Annotated in this window: 11 protein-coding genes and 1 pseudogene; 8 read left to right on the top strand and 4 right to left on the bottom strand. The window is 49.9% G+C overall.

Annotated elements, in window-relative coordinates; translation table 11 throughout:
- Positions 1 to 87: 87 nt before the first annotated feature.
- The 3 genes from P2H89_RS17425 (at position 88) to P2H89_RS17415 (ending at position 6,830) form a co-directional block, all read left to right on the top strand.
- Complete coding sequence (locus P2H89_RS17425; protein ID WP_275829159.1) at positions 88 to 2,529, top strand: prolyl oligopeptidase family serine peptidase; 2,442 nt, start codon at positions 88 to 90, stop codon at positions 2,527 to 2,529.
- A 342-nt stretch (positions 2,530 to 2,871) separates the two neighbouring features.
- Positions 2,872 to 4,014: a glycoside hydrolase family 172 protein gene (locus P2H89_RS17420; RefSeq protein ID WP_275829157.1), complete on the top strand. Its 1,143-nt coding sequence runs from the start codon at positions 2,872 to 2,874 to the stop codon at positions 4,012 to 4,014.
- Between the two features lie 449 nt (positions 4,015 to 4,463).
- A complete protein-coding gene (locus P2H89_RS17415) occupies positions 4,464 to 6,830 on the top strand; it encodes an ABC transporter permease (RefSeq protein ID WP_275829155.1) in 2,367 nt (788 codons plus the stop codon).
- Between the two features lie 117 nt (positions 6,831 to 6,947).
- Here P2H89_RS17415 and P2H89_RS17410 read toward each other — a convergent pair whose 3' ends face one another.
- Entirely contained in the window at positions 6,948 to 8,870 is a 1,923-nt protein-coding gene (locus P2H89_RS17410) for a beta-N-acetylhexosaminidase (protein WP_275829153.1), read from the bottom strand.
- A gap of 213 nt (positions 8,871 to 9,083) precedes the next feature.
- On the opposite strand from P2H89_RS17410, the gene P2H89_RS17405 reads away from it, so the two are divergent.
- The 5 genes from P2H89_RS17405 to P2H89_RS17385 all read left to right on the top strand — a co-directional run bounded on the left by P2H89_RS17405 (position 9,084) and on the right by P2H89_RS17385 (position 14,731).
- Positions 9,084 to 9,914: a universal stress protein gene (locus tag P2H89_RS17405; RefSeq protein WP_275829151.1), complete on the top strand. Its 831-nt coding sequence runs from the start codon at positions 9,084 to 9,086 to the stop codon at positions 9,912 to 9,914.
- Between the two features lie 95 nt (positions 9,915 to 10,009).
- On the top strand, positions 10,010 to 10,945 hold the full coding sequence (locus tag P2H89_RS17400; protein ID WP_275829149.1) for a LysR substrate-binding domain-containing protein: 936 nt from the start codon (positions 10,010 to 10,012) through the stop codon (positions 10,943 to 10,945).
- Positions 10,946 to 11,108: 163 nt separating this feature from the next.
- Positions 11,109 to 12,284 carry a threonine synthase gene (locus P2H89_RS17395; RefSeq protein WP_275829147.1) on the top strand — a complete coding sequence of 392 codons (1,176 nt, stop codon included), beginning with the start codon at positions 11,109 to 11,111 and terminating at the stop codon, positions 12,282 to 12,284.
- A gap of 155 nt (positions 12,285 to 12,439) precedes the next feature.
- The gene (locus tag P2H89_RS17390) at positions 12,440 to 13,033 is read left to right on the top strand and encodes a methyltransferase domain-containing protein (RefSeq protein WP_275829145.1); all 594 of its coding nucleotides are present in this window, start codon (positions 12,440 to 12,442) and stop codon (positions 13,031 to 13,033) included.
- Between the two features lie 198 nt (positions 13,034 to 13,231).
- Complete coding sequence (locus tag P2H89_RS17385) at positions 13,232 to 14,731, top strand: hypothetical protein (RefSeq protein ID WP_275829143.1); 1,500 nt, start codon at positions 13,232 to 13,234, stop codon at positions 14,729 to 14,731.
- A gap of 247 nt (positions 14,732 to 14,978) precedes the next feature.
- Here P2H89_RS17385 and P2H89_RS17380 read toward each other — a convergent pair.
- From P2H89_RS17380 to P2H89_RS17370, 3 genes and pseudogenes are all read right to left on the bottom strand, one after another.
- Positions 14,979 to 15,068 (bottom strand): annotated as a pseudogene (locus tag P2H89_RS17380) (acyl carrier protein); the annotation flags it as partial.
- A 23-nt stretch (positions 15,069 to 15,091) separates the two neighbouring features.
- Positions 15,092 to 16,843, bottom strand: a complete 1,752-nt coding sequence (locus P2H89_RS17375) for a sodium:solute symporter (protein ID WP_275829142.1) — start codon at positions 16,841 to 16,843, stop codon at positions 15,092 to 15,094.
- Entirely contained in the window at positions 16,840 to 16,977 is a 138-nt protein-coding gene (locus tag P2H89_RS17370) for a hypothetical protein (protein ID WP_275829140.1), read from the bottom strand. The genes P2H89_RS17375 and P2H89_RS17370 overlap by 4 nt, the downstream gene beginning before the upstream one ends.
- Position 16,978 lies beyond the last annotated feature (1 nt).

Genomic DNA, 16,978 nt, shown 5'->3' with positions numbered 1-16,978 from the left:
CATCACAGGGTAAGTGGCGGTATGGCGTCTAAAACCTCATCTGCCGCTTACTAGCGCAATCACTAACAATTCATAAACGCTTCATTCATGAGAAAACTACTACCGGTCGTTTTACTGTTTGCAGTCGCCTGGTGCCAGGCACAGGACGAAGGCTACCAAACACCTCCCAAAGCCATCGCTGATCTTTTATTGGCAAAACCCACTCCTGCCGTAAGCATAGATGGCAATGCCGATTTGATGCTGCTGATGGAACGCAACAGCTATCCTTCGGTGGAAGAGCTGGCGCAGCCCGAACTCCGCATCGCTGGTCAGCGCATCAACCCCAACAACTTTGCGCCCAGCCGCCAGAACTTCATCAACAACTTCATACTGAAAGACATCAGGAGCGGAAAGGAATTTCCGGTATCGGGCCTTCCCGCGGGCATGCTGGCCGGTAATGTGAGCTGGAGCCCCAATGAAAAAAAGATCGCCTTTACCAATACCTCCAATAAGCAGGTAGACCTGTATGTGATCGATGTAGCCACCCGCAAAGCCAGCAAGGTCAATAAGCAGGCACTCAATGTGATCCTCGGACAGGAGTTCATCTGGATGGATGACAATACGCTGCTCTATAAGGCCATCCTGAAACCGGCCAGCGCGGCTCCTGCCAGATCGCTCATGCCATCGGGGCCCACCGTGCAGCAGAACCTGGGTAAGGTAGCACCCAGCCGTACCTACCAGGATCTTATCAAAACGCCCTACGATGAACAGCTGTTCGAGTTCTACGCCATGGCCCAGCTGGTAAAGAATGTAAACGGAACGGAGACTAAAGTGGGGCAGCCAGCTATTTATACTACGCTGTCCGTTTCGCCCGATAAGAAATACATGCTCACCCGCACCATCAGAAAGCCTTACTCCTACCTCGTACCGGCCTTTGGTTTCAACTCAACCGTGAGCATTGTTGACCCAACAGGCAAACCGGTGAAGGTGCTTGCAGAGATACCATCGTCCGAGCTTTCCCCTTCTGGCTACGACAACATACTCAATGCTCCCCGTGGGTTTGAATGGCGCGATGATGAAGGCGCTACCGTTGTGTGGGCCGAACCACTTGATAGTGGTATCTATAAAAAGAAAAGCGATTACCACGATATCGTGTATTCATTGAATGCCCCTTTTACGGGATCTCCCAAAGAACTCCTGAAAACTACTTGGCGCTTTGGCGGCATTACCTGGGGCAATGAAAACCTCGCATTGGTGAGCGAACGTTTGCAGAGCAAACAAAGCGTACGCATGAGCCTCTACAATCCGGCTACCGGTTCGTTCGAAACCCTGCAGGAGCGCAATATGACAGATGCCTATGGCAATCCCGGATCACCCATTACGGTAAAAAATAAATACGGCCGCCAGGTGATCAGGACCATTGACGGGGGCAGCAAGCTGCTGATGAACAATCCCGTGGGCAGTTCACCAAAGGGCGACCTTCCCTTCCTCGCCAAATTCGATCTCAAGACCAAACAGAACGAGATCATCTGGCGTAGCCAGGAAGGCGCTTATGAAACCGTTACCGATGTGCTGGATGCCGATAAACTGGTGTTGCTGACGCGTCGCGAGTCGCAGAAAGACATGCCCAACTATTATATCAAGAACCTGGTGCTGCGCATAGCCGATAAACCCATCACCAGCTTTGCCAATCCCTATCCCGGACTGGAGGGCGTTAGCAAACAAAAGGTATCGTACAAAAGGGCTGATGGCGTTGACCTCACCGGCGACCTTTACCTGCCGAAGAATTACGATCCTAAAAAGGATGGTCCCTTACCCGTATTGATGTGGGCCTATCCCCGCGAGTTCAACTCTGCTGCCGATGCGGCACAGGTGCGCGGCTCCAAAGACCGCTTCACGATGGTGAGTTACGGCGGACCGGTGTTCTGGGTAACGCAAGGGTATGCCGTACTCGACAATGCGGAGTTTCCGATCGTGGCTACCAATGCCGACAAAAAACCAAACGACAATTTTGTAGACCAGCTGCGAATGAATGCAGAGGCCGCCATCAATAAACTGGCCGATCTCGGTGTGGGCGACCGCAACCGCGTGGCCGTAGGTGGCCATAGCTATGGCGCTTTCATGACGGCCAACCTGCTGGCGCATACCAGCTTATTCAAAGCAGGTATTGCCCGCAGCGGAGCGTATAACCGCACGCTGACGCCATTCGGTTTCCAGAATGAAGACCGTACCTACTGGCAGGCGCCTGAACTCTACAATGGCATGAGCCCCTTCAGCTATGCCGACAAGATCAAAACACCGTTGCTGCTGGTACATGGAGAGATGGACGATAACCCCGGCACCTTCCCCATCCAGAGCGAACGTTTATTCAATGCCGTAAAAGGACATGGCGGCACCGTTCGTTTTGTAAGTCTGCCTTACGAAGCACACGGTTATCGCGGTAAAGAGAATTTATTGCATTTGCTGTACGAGCAAAATGCCTGGCTGGAGAAGTATGTAAAGAATGCCGACAAGAACGGCACCGGGGGCGCCGGTAAAAAGGGATTCTAATAAATAGTCGATACGACATATGCGAAGGCGGCACTGCGGTGTCGCCTTTTGCATATCATGTCTGGCTATAGCACACCAACAACCGCACTACATGCGAAAACACGCACGTTGCCATAAAAAAGAAGGTCTTCTCAATTGTTGTGCGACTTGAGAAGACCTTCTAACTCTACAACCAAAAACAACCAATCAACACATTTTTCGGAATGCTTTCCAATATCACGTGGTTATGAAGTATACTATTGTAACAATCATTTATCGTGCCCGGGTTCCCCTATTGTGTTAAAGAAATGCAAAAGCAAAAATCTTTTGTACCTTCCTGTTATCTAAAAACCTACAGTATCCATGAGATCATTCTTACTGCTAACGACACTTGCCGTTGCCTGCATCGGCGCTAACGCACAGAAAAATAATACGTTCAACGGGCTCGATGTAAACCTTGGGAATATTTACCGGGTATCACCTGCTAAAACACGCTCCATCAGTCCCGAAAATTTTACTGGCGAGCCTGGTAAAGGAGGTATGGCCACGATGGAGAACGGATCGGCCAGGAACGAGGCCCGCGAACTGGGGCAGGGCTGGAAAGTAAGTCCGTTTGTGGTAGTAAAGAAAGGAACCACCTTCACCTTGGGGGAGATCAACGGCTCCGGCTCGATCCAGCATATCTGGATGACACCTACCGGCAACTGGCGTTTTTCCATACTTCGTTTTTATTGGGATGATGAAAAAGAACCTTCGGTAGAAGTACCGGTGGGAGATTTTTTCGGCATGGGATGGGGCAGCTACGCCCCACTCAATTCACTGGCCGTAACTGTTAATCCCGGCAGCGCCTTCAATTGCTATTGGCCGATGCCCTTCCGCAAAAAATGCCGCGTCACGCTCGAGAACATAGCCACCGAAGACATGCGCATTTATTACCAGATCGATTATACGCTTACGGAAGTACCCGACGATGCTGCTTATTTCCACGCCCAGTTCAGGCGTGCTAACCCTACGAAGGGCGCCTTGTACACGCTTATCGACAATATCAAAGGCAAAGGACAATACGTAGGCACCTATATGGCTTATGGCATCCGCAACAACGGCTGGTGGGGCGAAGGGGAGATCAAATTTTTCATGGATGGCGACACCCAGTACCCCACGATCAATGGCACTGGCACAGAGGACTACTTCTGCGGCTCTTACAACTTCGATGTAAAAGGGAAATACCAGGAGTTCTCGACAGCTTACGCCGGCCTTCACCAGGTGATAAGGCCCGATGGACTATATACTTCACAACAACGTTTTGGCATGTACCGCTGGCATATTACCGATCCGGTACGTTTTGAAAAAGACCTGAAGATCACTATCCAGGACCTCGGCTGGAAAAGTGGTGGCCGCTACCTGCAGCAACAGTCCGATATCAGCTCGGTGGTATTCTGGTACCAGCTGGAACCGCATGCGTCGTTCCCCAAACTGCCCGTGAAAGACGAACTCGAACAAAACTGATCACCGTGATGCACGCAAATGTGTAACAGATGTTGTGAAGATCGTGCAGGCATTACCCCACATGGGCGCCCTGGTTACCGCCTGAAGTCAGCATAAAAAAAGAGGGTCTTCCGGTGAATCGGAAGACCCATTAGAAGAGACTGATTTAACCCCCTAAACCCGTCTTACTAAATCTTACTAAAAGAGCAGCAAGCTGCTATTTTCCTTGACATTCCTCAAAGCCCGATCGTTGCAGCCTTCTGATAAATTTTAAGGAACGGAATGCTCTCAAGCCCAACTATTCACTTTCTTCACGGCCTTAAACCGAACAGGCGGTGTAATAAAAACGAACACCTCACCCGCGCCAACCATCTACAAACATTTGTATATCAATATATAATATAACTGGCACCTTTTTTAATCCCTATACGGGCGAAAGCTTTTATCCACCCATTGGTAAATAAGAAGATATGTTCAAGAACCATCTAAAAACTGCCTGGCGTAACCTCAAAAAGAATAAGTTCTACTCGGCCATCAACATTGCCGGACTAACCGCCGGCCTCGCTATCGGAATACTTATCCTGCTGTGGGTACAGGATGAACTCAGTTATGATGGTTTTCATGATAAGGCTGCTGATATCTACAAACTCGAGAACCAAGTAGGCACCGGCGCCAGCATCCAGATATGGACCACCAATGTTGCGCCCATTGGCAAAATGGGTAAGGAACAGTTACCCGTCATTAAGGACATGGCCCGTATCTCTTATGGCAACTTTTTTTTCAAACTGGCCTATAAAGACAAGCGTATTGATGTGCGCGATCCGGCGAGCGCCGATGCCAGCATCTTCACCTTGTTCAACTTTCCACTGATCAAAGGCGATAAAGCAAATCCATTCCCGGATGCCAACAGCATCGTACTCACTGAATCGGTCGCCAACAGCTATTTCGGTAAAGAAGACCCCATCGGCAAAGTGATCATTGGCGACGGTCAAACCAACCTCACCGTAACCGGTGTGATCAAAGACCTGCCCCGGAACTCCACATTCAAATTCGATGTATTGTTCCCGATGCAGCTGTACGCCGATCGTCAATACCAGGGCCGTACCGATGGCCGCACGGTCGACAATGACTTCCACCAGTTCAGCATCCAGACTTATTTCCAGCTGCAACCCGGCACCGACCTCAACAAGCTGGCTACCGATCTCCGCAATATTCACCTGCGCAACAAAGCAGATGATACCGATATCAAATACCAATTTCTGCAGATTACCCGTGCGCACCTGTTCCGTTCGGATGGTACAGAAGCCGGCATGGAAACAGTACGTATGTTCGCATGGATCGCCTTTATCGTGCTGGTGATCGCCTGCATCAATTATGTAAACCTTAGTACAGCCCGGTCTATGCTTCGTGCACGCGAGGTAAGCATGCGTAAGATCGTAGGCGCCGCACGCTGGCAGCTATTTCTTCAATTCATTATAGAAACGACCCTCCTTTTCATGCTGGCCTCGGTGCTGGCCCTGGGCGTTATCCATATCCTGTTGCCCCAATTCAACCAGCTATCGGGAAAAACGCTCGAATTGAACCTGCTCGATGGCAAGCTGTGGTTCTTACTGGCTGTCACCATCCTCAGCTCGGTGGTCGTATCAAGCATCTACCCTGCCCTGCTGCTTTCATCCTTTGAACCGCTGAAAGTACTGAAAGGCAAAATGAATACCGGCATCAGTGATGCCTTGTTCAGAAAGGCACTGGTAGTAGTGCAGTTTGCCTGCTCCGTAGCCCTCATCATCGGCACGCTCGTCATCAGCCAGCAACTATCTTACATAAAGTCGCGCAACCTTGGTTACAACAAAGAGAATGTATTTGGTATGTGGATCAAGGATGGAGGTACTAAATTCAATACTGTTCGAAGCACCCTGATGGCACAACCCGGTGTGCTGGATGTAACCTGCGCCGATGGCAACCTCATTAATCTCGGCAACCAAACCGGCAACAACTGGTGGGATGGCAAAGGCGCCAATGAAACTATGATGATGCGCCCTGTGGGGGTTACCAACGACTTCATTCCCTTTTTCAAAATGGACCTGGTGGCCGGCAAAAATTTCAGCGGCACACCGGCAGACTCTACGGCTTTTATTCTGAATGAAACGGCCATTAAGCAGGCTGGCATCAAAGACCCCATCGGCAAACAATTCAAATTGTGGGAAACTACGGGCACCATTGTGGGCGTGGTCAAAGACTTCCATTTTGCTTCGATGAAGAATAAAATAGAACCTTCGATCTTCTACCTGAAGAAATGGCCCAATGCCCTTGTGTATGTTAAAACCACCGGCAAAGACGCCGGCAAGGCCATTGCGGCGGCAGAAAAAGTATGGAAGGAATACAATGCCGACCTGCCTTTCCGCTATACATTTATGGATGAAGCGTTCAATTCGCTGTATGAAAACGAAACACGTACCAGCACGATCTTCAACATCTTTGCGGTGATCGCCATTGTGATCTGCTGCCTCGGCCTGCTGGGCCTTGCCACGTATACAGCACAGGTACGCACTCGCGAGATCGGTATCCGGAAGGTATTGGGAGCGAGTGTAAGCGGCATTATCCGTTTACTCGCCAGGGATTTCATTACACTTGTGCTCGTGGGTATCGTTATCGCCGTTCCGGTTGCCTGGTACGCGATGAACAACTGGTTGCAGGATTTTGCCTACAAAGCCAATATAGGCTGGGCGGTATTCCTGGTGGCCGGCGTCATCGCCATCCTGATAGCCCTTGTTACCATCAGTTTCCAATCTATTAAAGCCGCACTGGCCAACCCGGTGAAGACTTTAAGAAGCGAATAATACACAGGCCCCGTAGCCCGGTAATGTCATTGGCCATGTAAAAACAAAAAAGGGAAGCATCGAAAGATGTTTCCCTTTTCATTTATTATTACCGAATCGGACGGGCCGACCGGTCGCTTACTTCTTCTTATCGGCCCTTGCCTTCAGCTCGGTAACCGGAATGGTGATCAGTCTGCCAACCTGTTCCTTACCACGGTAGGTAACCAATTTCATGAAACCTGCATCTTTGGGCACCACCACCGCACTGCCGCTGTATTTAGGATAGAAACGGTCGGGGAAAGAGTTGTCGAAGCTGTAGTAAATGTCGAGCCCTTCCAGCTGCTGACTGAAGGTTACGCCGATGGCTCCATTAGCCGTTTTGGCAGCATTGATAATGGGCTCATACATACTGGGCGCATATTTCTTCTCGGCCACATCATAACGCTTGAAATGCTGCTCAACCCGGCCGATAAAATTGTTCCAGTCCTTCTTGTCCTTCGGCGACCACACCGCCTCAGCCACGGCAAAAGCACGGGGCCAGGTCATGTATTGCTGATGGCGCAGATTATATACCTGTTCGGTCCATAAGTTGGCCTGTCCGCCTTTGATCAGTTTGGGGTTCACACCATCTGGTACAGGTTCGAATTTATACGAATCTTTCAGCAGTACCTGGCTGTACACGGGAGGCTCGATAGCCGGATCTCCCTGGCGCAGATCGATGTACACATGGTTGTTGGGGCTCATCACGACTTCATGGCCCGCAGCAGCCGCTTCTTTGCCACCTTTATTGCCTCTCCAGCTCATCACAGCCGCACCGGGTGCCAGACCGCCTTCAAGGATCTCGTCCCAGCCCATCATCTTCTTGCCTTTCGCCTCGATGATCTTCCCGATGCGTTTTACAAAATAGCTCTGTACCTCGTGCAGGTCTTTCAGCTTTTCTTTTTCCATCAGTTGTTTGATGGCATCACTTTTCTCCCAGAAGTTCTTGGCACACTCATCGCCTCCCATATGGATATATCCAAAGGGAAATAGTTCGGCCACTTCGGTGAAGACTTTATCCATGAACGAGTACACCTGTTCGTTGGCAGGGCAAAGCGTATTATCGACCAGTGCATAGAAGGTGCCATCGCCATTCCATTGCATGAATTTATCTCCGGAGCTTACCCGGTAATTACCAGGCGTACAGGAAAGCTCGGGATACGCGGCTACTGCTGCCATGCTATGACCGGGTATATCAATCTCGGGAAGAATATTGACGAAACGCTCACCGGCATACTTCACCAGCTCGCGGATATCCTCATGGGTATAGAAACCGCCATAGTTAACAGGCTCATCGGCTTCGGGGGCGCTGAAGCCTCCGAAATGGCCCGTTTTCTCGACTCTCCAGGCGCCAACGGAAGTCAGCTTTGGCAGGCTCTTGATCTCAATGCGCCAGCCCTGGTCGTCGGTAAGGTGCAGGTGCAGCATATTGTATTTGTACTTTACCATATCGTCGATGAATTGCTTCACCTGCTCTTTGGTAAAGAAATGGCGTGATACGTCGAACATCAATCCCCTCCAGCCAAAGCGGGGGTAATCGGTCACTTTAACCGCAGGTACAGCCCAGCTTTTTTGGCTTACGGTTGTTTTGCTTTCGATCTCTTTGGGGAACAGTTGCAGCAGGGTTTGAATGCCATAAAAAAGTCCTGCCGGATAATTGGCCTTTACGGTTACGGCTGCAGGAGACACTTCCAGGCGGTACCCTTCAGTACCCAGTTCCATATCTTCCGCTTTATTGAGAACGAAGCTCACCAGGTTGGTACGCGTAGCGGCCGCTGTGGTTTGAACGGTTGCTTTATAACCGGTGGCCTTGCGCACCTGGTCGGCAAAGAGGTTGGCCACCCGCAATACATCGGGATGGCGGTCGGCCGCTTCAATTCGTGTGCTGCCGGAGAACTGGAAGCTGCCGGTCCGTTTCTCCAGAGAAACGGGTTCGGGAATGATCGCTACATCGGTAGCCTGTTGTGCAAGCATGGGGAGAACGATTAAGAGATAAAGGATAACGAGTGAGCCTTTTTTCATACGCTGATGATTTATACAAACAAGATAATAGGGCTAAAAATAGGGAATAATTATAGAAAAGGCGGCTAAGCACAAGGAAGCAGCCAACTCAACCGGTTGATAAAAGTAAAATGGCAGGTGAAGCGATGGCCCACTGCAATGCTCAAAACTTTTCTTGGCCGGGGGTGTACGATTGCCCGTATTGCCGTATCTTTCGAAAAAACTAGCGAACACATGAAAAAATTTCTCGTCCCCACTGATTTCTCCGATACTTCTAAAAATGCAGCCAAATATGCAGCACAGGCTGTAGCAGGAGTAGCGGGTGCAACCATCATTCTCTACAATGTGTCCGATAAGATCGCTGCAGGTGCCGATGGCTCACTGCTTACCGAAACTGACGACGACAGGGCACTCATCCTGGGCAATGCCCTGCAACAGCTGAAAGACGAGATTCAGCCCTTTGCAGGTGGCGCAGCTATCAGCACCGTGCTGGAATATGGTTCATCCCTTGTTGAGAATATGGAGCGTTACGTACGCCACTACGATATCGATATGGTGATCATGGGTATCACCGGTGCTACCCGGCTCGAGCAGATCTTCATCGGCAGCAACACCCTCGACATGGTGAACACTGCTATCTGCCCCGTACTGATCGTACCGCCAGACGCCAATTTCCGCCAGATCAAGACCGTGGTACTGGCCAGCGACCTCAAGGATGTAGCCACTACAACCCCCGTTGCTCCCATCAGGTCGGTACTCGACATCTTCAAACCCACCTTGCACATCGTGAACGTAGACCACGAACACTATGTAGCCGTGACCGACGAATACAAAGCCGAAGCCGACATACTGGGCAGCATGCTGGCCGAGTACAAACCCGAGTTCTTCTTTATCCGCCAATACGACTTCCTCGACGCGATCAGTCAGTATGCGCAGGATAAGAGCATCGACCTCATCATCACTGTTCCCAAGAAGAACTCCTTCCTGGGTGGCTTGTTCAAGACCAGCCACACCAAGCGCCTGGCCTACCATAGCCACGTACCCATTGTAGCTATCCACGAATAGAACTACCTGAAATATTATAGAAAGCGTTCCGTGGCTGACGGAACGCTTTTTATTTGCGCCGGACTTCAGTAACTTGTTATCATTAACCGCTCACCATGCTCAACTTCGGTCATATCGTATTTTACGAAGTAGCTATTCAGCTCAGCTTTTCCAAGGCCGCAGAAGTATTGTTCATCAGTCAGCCCGCCATTTCAAAACATATCCAGACGCTCGAGAAACAATATAAAGTGAGCCTCTTTGAGCGAAAGGGCAATTCCGTATCGCTGACTACCGAAGGCAAAATACTGCTCGAATACATCGTCAAGGGACGCGAACTGCAACGCCAGCTCGAGTTCGATATCACCCGGCAAAAAGACATCAACATCGCCAAAGGATCGCTCACGCTGGGCACCAGCACCACGATATCGCTCTACGTAATACCTCCTGTATTTTCCTCTTTCCATCAACAGTACCCCAACATCGAACTCACCCTCGTGAACCGGAACTCGGAGAGCATCCTGAAGGCATTACTGGATCATGAAATTGACCTGGCCATTACCCAGGGAAAGAACAATATCAACACCGTCAAATACCAATACTTCCTCACCGACGAAGTAATACCGGTATGCAGTGCACGCAGCGAGCTTGCCAGGAAGAAAGTGATACTACCCGAAGACCTCAAAAAGATACCGGTCGCATTACGCGAACGCGGATCGGGCACCCTATCGGCCGTTACCGAAGCCTTGCAGAAATGCAAACTCAGCATTGCCGATATCAAACAACGCATCGTACTGGGTGGCACAGAAGCCCTCAAGAATTTCCTGCTCGATGACACCTGCCTGGGTTTTCTGCCACTGCGCTCAGTAGCCAGGCAATTGAAGAATGGCGAACTGATAAGACTCAATATACCCGGCATTTCCATACAGCGCCCGTTTTACTTCGTACAACGTCGCGGATCGGAAGCCGATCGCATCAACCAGCAATTCATCAAACTGGCTACCTCCTACTACAGTAAGAGTACCGGTCGCAGCGAAGGCCGTGCCAAACACTGACCGTCGCGTTGCCAACGGGCCACAGCAGGGCCAAAGTTTGAGGCAAACCCGTTACCCGCCTGCATCAGGTTACTGGTCATAACTTTTAGTTATAGCATATAAGCAAACGGTATCACCTGCTTGCGCCAGGAGAGATACTTTTGTATTGTTCAAAGCCGCTACCATGCAAACAGTACAACAGTTTACCTCCTTATCTCACCTATCCTGCTCACAATGCGGACATAAGTACGATGCCTTTGAAGTGCACAGCTTTGCGCCCTGCTGTAACCAGCCATTGGTGGCCAACTACGACATACCTGAAACATTCACCAGGAACCTGCTCCGTGGCCGCGAGGCGAATATGTGGCGTTACCGCGAGGTGTTGCCAGTGATGGACCCCGCCAACATTGTAACGCTGGGAGAAGGGATGACCCCCATCCTCACGCCACGGCACCTGCGCGAAAAATACGGCATGCCATCGCTGTTCATCAAAGATGAATCACTCAACCCAACAGGCTCATTTAAAGCACGTGGGTTAAGTGCCGCCGTATCGAAGGCTAAAGAAGCAGGTGCGCATACCTGTATAGTACCTACGGCAGGTAATGCCGGTGGTGCGCTGGCCGCCTATTGTGCAGCGGCTGGATTGAAAGCTATCGTAGTGATGCCGCGTCATACACCCAAAGTGTTTAAGGATGAATGCAACCTGTATGGGGCAGAGCTGATACTGGTGGATGGCCTCATCAGCGATTGTGCAAAGAAGGTAGCGGAGATGAAACAAACCACCGATTGCTTCGACATATCTACCCTCAAAGAACCCTGGCGGCTGGAAGGCAAAAAGACCATGGGATATGAGATCGCAGAACAAATGAACTGGACCTTGCCCAATGTGATCCTCTACCCAACAGGCGGAGGCACAGGCCTGATAGGCATGTGGAAGGCCTTTGAGGAGATGGAACGCATGGGGTGGATCGGATCGCATCGTCCACGGATGATCGCCGTACAGGCAGCCACCTGCCAACCTATCGTACATACCTGGCAGGGGGTACAGCCCAATTGCCGCAAGTATGTGGGCCGCCCTTCCATCGCGAACGGACTGGCAGTACCCAATCCATTTGCAGAGAACATGATCCTGCGCGTACTACGCGAATCGAAAGGCACAGCCATCGCTATACAAGATAACGATATGATCGCCGCGGTAAAGGAAGTAGCGCGCATGGAAGGCCTGGTAATGGCGCCGGAAGGTGGCGCTATCTGGGAGGCATTGCTGGAGTTGATCGCACAGGGTACCATACACCGTGAAGAAAAAATATTGCTGTTGAATACAGGATCGGGCTACAAATACCTCGAAAATATTTGCTGAAGCCGGTGTGCAGCCACCATCACCGGCAGAACGGATGTTTGCCATAAGGCTGCATCAGCAGCGCACCGTTCATGGACGATGTTTGATTATGGATGTTTTATGTTAAAGGTAGGCCTCCGTGGGAACGGGGGCCTTTTTTATGCTACATTTAAGTCATGAACGACGAGCTTACCAAACATGAATACTGGGATGAGCTTTATAATACGAAGCAAACTGCCTGGGATATCGGCTATCCTTCCACACCGTTGAAAGAGTACATCGATCAGTTGACGGATAAAAGCATTTCCATCCTCATTCCGGGCTGCGGGCACGGCTATGAAGCCGAGTACCTGCTGCAACAGGGATTTACGAAGGTAACTGTGGCCGACCTCTCTCCGGTGCTCACGGCACGGCTGGCAGACAAGCTCAGCGATTACAATGGCCAACAACTCACCATCATCACCGGCGACTTCTTCGCACTCACGGGTCAATACGATCTCATACTGGAGCAAACCTTCTTTTGCGCCCTGCCTCCCGAACTGCGGCCCAACTATGTACAACAAATGCACAAGCTGTTGAAACCCGGCGGTAAACTGGCGGGTGTATTGTTTGACCGATCCTTCGAAGGAGGCCCTCCTTTCGGCGGTAGCCGGGCAGCATATGAGCCCTTGTTTAGCCCGACGTTTAACTTGCGGGTGCTGGCGCCCTGTTACAATTCTATCAAACCCCGGTCGGGCGTAGAATTGTTTATCATCGCACAAAAAGATTGAGTAACACCACTTCCTTTCAGTTCACTTCTCATTAAAGGACAGCAAAGATCAGCAAGGATTGACTGCGCGTACTTCCCGGGCGCCAGCCCTATCGGCATCCCTGCACCCCCACGTACCAATATAACCGCTTTGCAAGCATACACGTTGGCATAAATGGTTAAAATTTACTTTCTTTGCTGCCTAAATACCAATACGCCTATGCGCAAGTTCGCTTTATCATTCATTATTACCGCCTCTTTTTGGCTTCAACCAGACCACCTGTTCGCACAATCTGTCAACGTCAGGGAATCTACTGTCCTCGCAGACTACCTGTATGAAATTTTTAAGCCGGTGAATGGAACAACCGTATCCATCTTCTACGATAGGGCATTTGAATATTACATGGAACAACCCTTTGTAACCGGCTACGACAATAACATGAAGGAAGTCTACTCCCACCCTATCGAAGAACTGAAAAAAAGAAAATACCTCGGAGCTATCGAGTTCAACAATAAAATCCAGGTATTTTGTGCCAACAAGAAGGAAATTTACGCTTATCCCTTTAACCCGGCTACCGGAAAGGGTGAGGCACAACCAGCACCTGTTTTTACTGCCTCCAAAAAGCCAGAAAAATTCTACAAGGGCTTTTCTCCGGACAGCAGCTCCTCTTTCGTTGCAACAAGGCTTAAAGCCAACCAACAAGTGTTCGAGGGTGTAATAATGGACAACAAATTTAATACACGTACAAAATTCTCTATCCAACTCGACAGACGAGTTCCTTTTGTTAAAAATACCACATTCGTATTGTCGCAGAATGGCTCACTTTACATGATTAATAAGATCAGTGTCAGCCCACAAAAAGATCTTTACAAACCCTTTCTATATATAGTATCCGAGGTAAAAGCGGATGGAAACGTAACAACAACCTATATCGACGATCTCCCCGAAGGCAGAATATCTAATATTGTTTGGGCCAGTGATAGCAATGGACTGAGTTTTACCGGCTTGTTGTCCAAAACAGTCAATGAAGCCTTTCAATATGTGATTTCCGGGAAGTTTAACGGCTCGACCCAAAAAATTACGGGCATTAAAGAGTCACCTTTGGGAACTGCTCCTTTTTGGTCAACTGCAACCGGGGAATTTCTGCTGGAAATGAAACAGCGCGGGATATCAGCCAATGTTGATTTGATAACCCATTTCACCTTATCCGATGGCAGCTTATTGCTCATCTTGCAAACAACAGAAGATAATGGAATGTTTTTTGCCAGCGGCAATTACCATCCTCTTACTAACACAGGGAGTATTTACATCACCAAAATCAGTCCCAATAATGAGTTAACCTGGATGCAGGCTATTCCCAGTAAACAACATGAACAATCGTACCCACTCTATAGCGGAGCGCTTCCTGTTCTGAAAGACGGAAAGGATCTGTATATATTCTACCACGACTATATTCAGCATACGAGCGATAAACCCGAAACCACTTTTAAGGATCTTGGCCTGCTCTCATCATGGCCCTCAACCCAATTAGCCGTATTTCAGATCAATGAAAACGGGGGTATCAAAAGGGCCAGGATCAACAATTATACACCAGACGACCTCCGGTTTGCTCCGCGCAAGTCATATGTAATCTTCAACGGCACGGGGATATTTACATTATATCATCATCGCAACGTTGGCCGGTCCAAAGTAAAGTTGGCCCAGTTTTCAATTAATTAACCCCTCCACATGCATCGCCAAATTGTGGAACTACCACGATTTGGCGATTGCTTTTTAGTCTCTTCGCCCATGAACCTCAATCCAACCCAAGATCATTGGTGATACTTTTTTCGGGAGATACATCTTCGGGGTCAAGGCCGGCAAAATCGACAATGATCGTATTGATGGTCGCTTCCACCTCCGCTCTCAACATCAGTGCCTTAGCGGGGTCACGTTGCAGGTGCTGCCAGACTGCCTCATGAAAGTCACCCACCGTGATTATGTTTTCAGCTTCCTGATCGGGAATAGAGATCCCGAAGTGCTTTTCAACGGTCATCAGCAATTCTACAGTATCGAGGCCCATGGTAGAAGAATTTGTTGTTATTTCGCCGGCACTTCAGCCGGCGCTGCAGAAGCGGCCACTGTAGCCCGCTTACAAAATGGCTGGATCATTAAGCTCAGCAGGATCACTGCCACCGCACCGATCACATTCAGCCACAGGAAGGAAACGATCTTCATAAAATAAACCGTCAGCACCACTACCTCAGCGAGGGCCGCTGCAAAGAATACCGCATGGCCACCCACCCGTTTGACCCAGAAGGCCACCAGGAAGATGCCGAGGATTGGACCATAGAACAAGGAACCAAGGATGTTTACGGCCTCGATCAAACTATTACCCAGGTTATAAGCAAACTGCGCCATGATGATGCACACGATACCCCATATTACGGTATACCGCTTCGACCATTTGTACTCGATCAACGGAGTCATCGGTTGCGGCGAAAGCCGCTTGTGAAAATCCATCATGGTACAGGAAGCCAGTGAGTTCAAAGCTGGTGCAATACTACCCCAGGCAGCCAGGAAGATGATCGCAATGATCAGGCCCACCAGTCCATTTGGCAGCGTATCACCCACAAAACGCAGGAATATGTAATTGGTATCATTGCCTTCACTGCCGGGATTGGCCAGTTTGATGATCGACTTCACCGAATCGCGCTGGTGCCGGGCTGCCTTCTCATGCAGGTCCAGCTCCTGCCGGTATTTGTCGATGCCCGCCTGATCTTCAGCCTTCAACGCAGCTGCCAGGCCGGTGATCGCGGTTGCTTTCTGCTCCTGCAATACATGGTACTGCTGCTCTGCCTCATTGTAGAGCTTGGCATACTTGCCAGACTTCGCATTCCGCTCTTCTGCGAGGTTGAAATAAGCCGGTGTCTTATGAAATTGATAAAAGGAGAATATAAATATCCCGATCAGGAGAATACCAAACTGCAACGGAACCTTCACTACGCCATTCAGCAACAAACCCAATTTGCTTTCGCCTTCACTGCGGGCAGTGAGGTAACGGCCAACCTGACTTTGATCGGTTCCAAAATAACTCAACGTAAGGAAGAAGCCGCCGATCAATCCGCTCCAGATATTAAAGCGGTCTTTCCAGTCGAAGCCCTGATCAGTAAACCCGGTCGTTATCACATTCATCTTGCCCGACTTTCCACCAATGTGCAACGCCTCAGCCACACCGATACCATCGGGCAACAAATGGATGGCCCACCAGGCGGCCGCAAACATAGCGGCATAAATGATCACAAACTGCAATTGCTGCGTATAAGCAACCGCCCTCGCTCCCCCACTGGTCGTATAGATCAGTAATAAACCACCCATAAATATATTGGTGATCGTAATATCCCAACCCAGCATGCTGTGCAGCACCAGGGCCGGCGCTATGATACTGATGCCGGTACTCAGACTGCGCGACAACATGAACAACAGCGAAGTGATCATGCGGGTCTTTATATCAAAACGCTGCTCGAGGTACTCATAAGCAGTATATACTTTCAGCCGGCGGAAGATGGGTACAAAAGCCACACACACCACGATCATCGCCAGCGGTAATCCAAAATAATACTGCACAAAACGCATCCCGTCGGTATAGGCTTGTCCCGGCGCCGTGAGGAAGGTAACTGCGCTAGCCTGCGTACCCATGATGCTCAGCATCACCACCCACCAGGGCATCTGCCGGTTGCTCAGGAAGTACCCCTCCACGTTCTTGGACGAACGGCTTTTGTATATCCCATACAGGATGATACACAACAGCGTTGCTACCAGTACGAACCAGTCTAACGGGGAAAAGTTCATGCGTAATGTTTGGTAAACAAATAAAACAATATGACCTGCAGCGCGAGCAATACGATCACGAACCAGTACCACTGGCGCCATTGCCTGAATACAGGCACTTTATCATCGTTGTTGGCAGACATATTGTTGGGCAAT

It is taken from the genome of Paraflavitalea sp. CAU 1676 (assembly GCF_029223285.1).
Taxonomy (GTDB): Bacteria; Bacteroidota; Bacteroidia; order Chitinophagales; family Chitinophagaceae; genus Paraflavitalea.
This window is presented reverse-complemented; position numbering and strand designations above follow the sequence as displayed.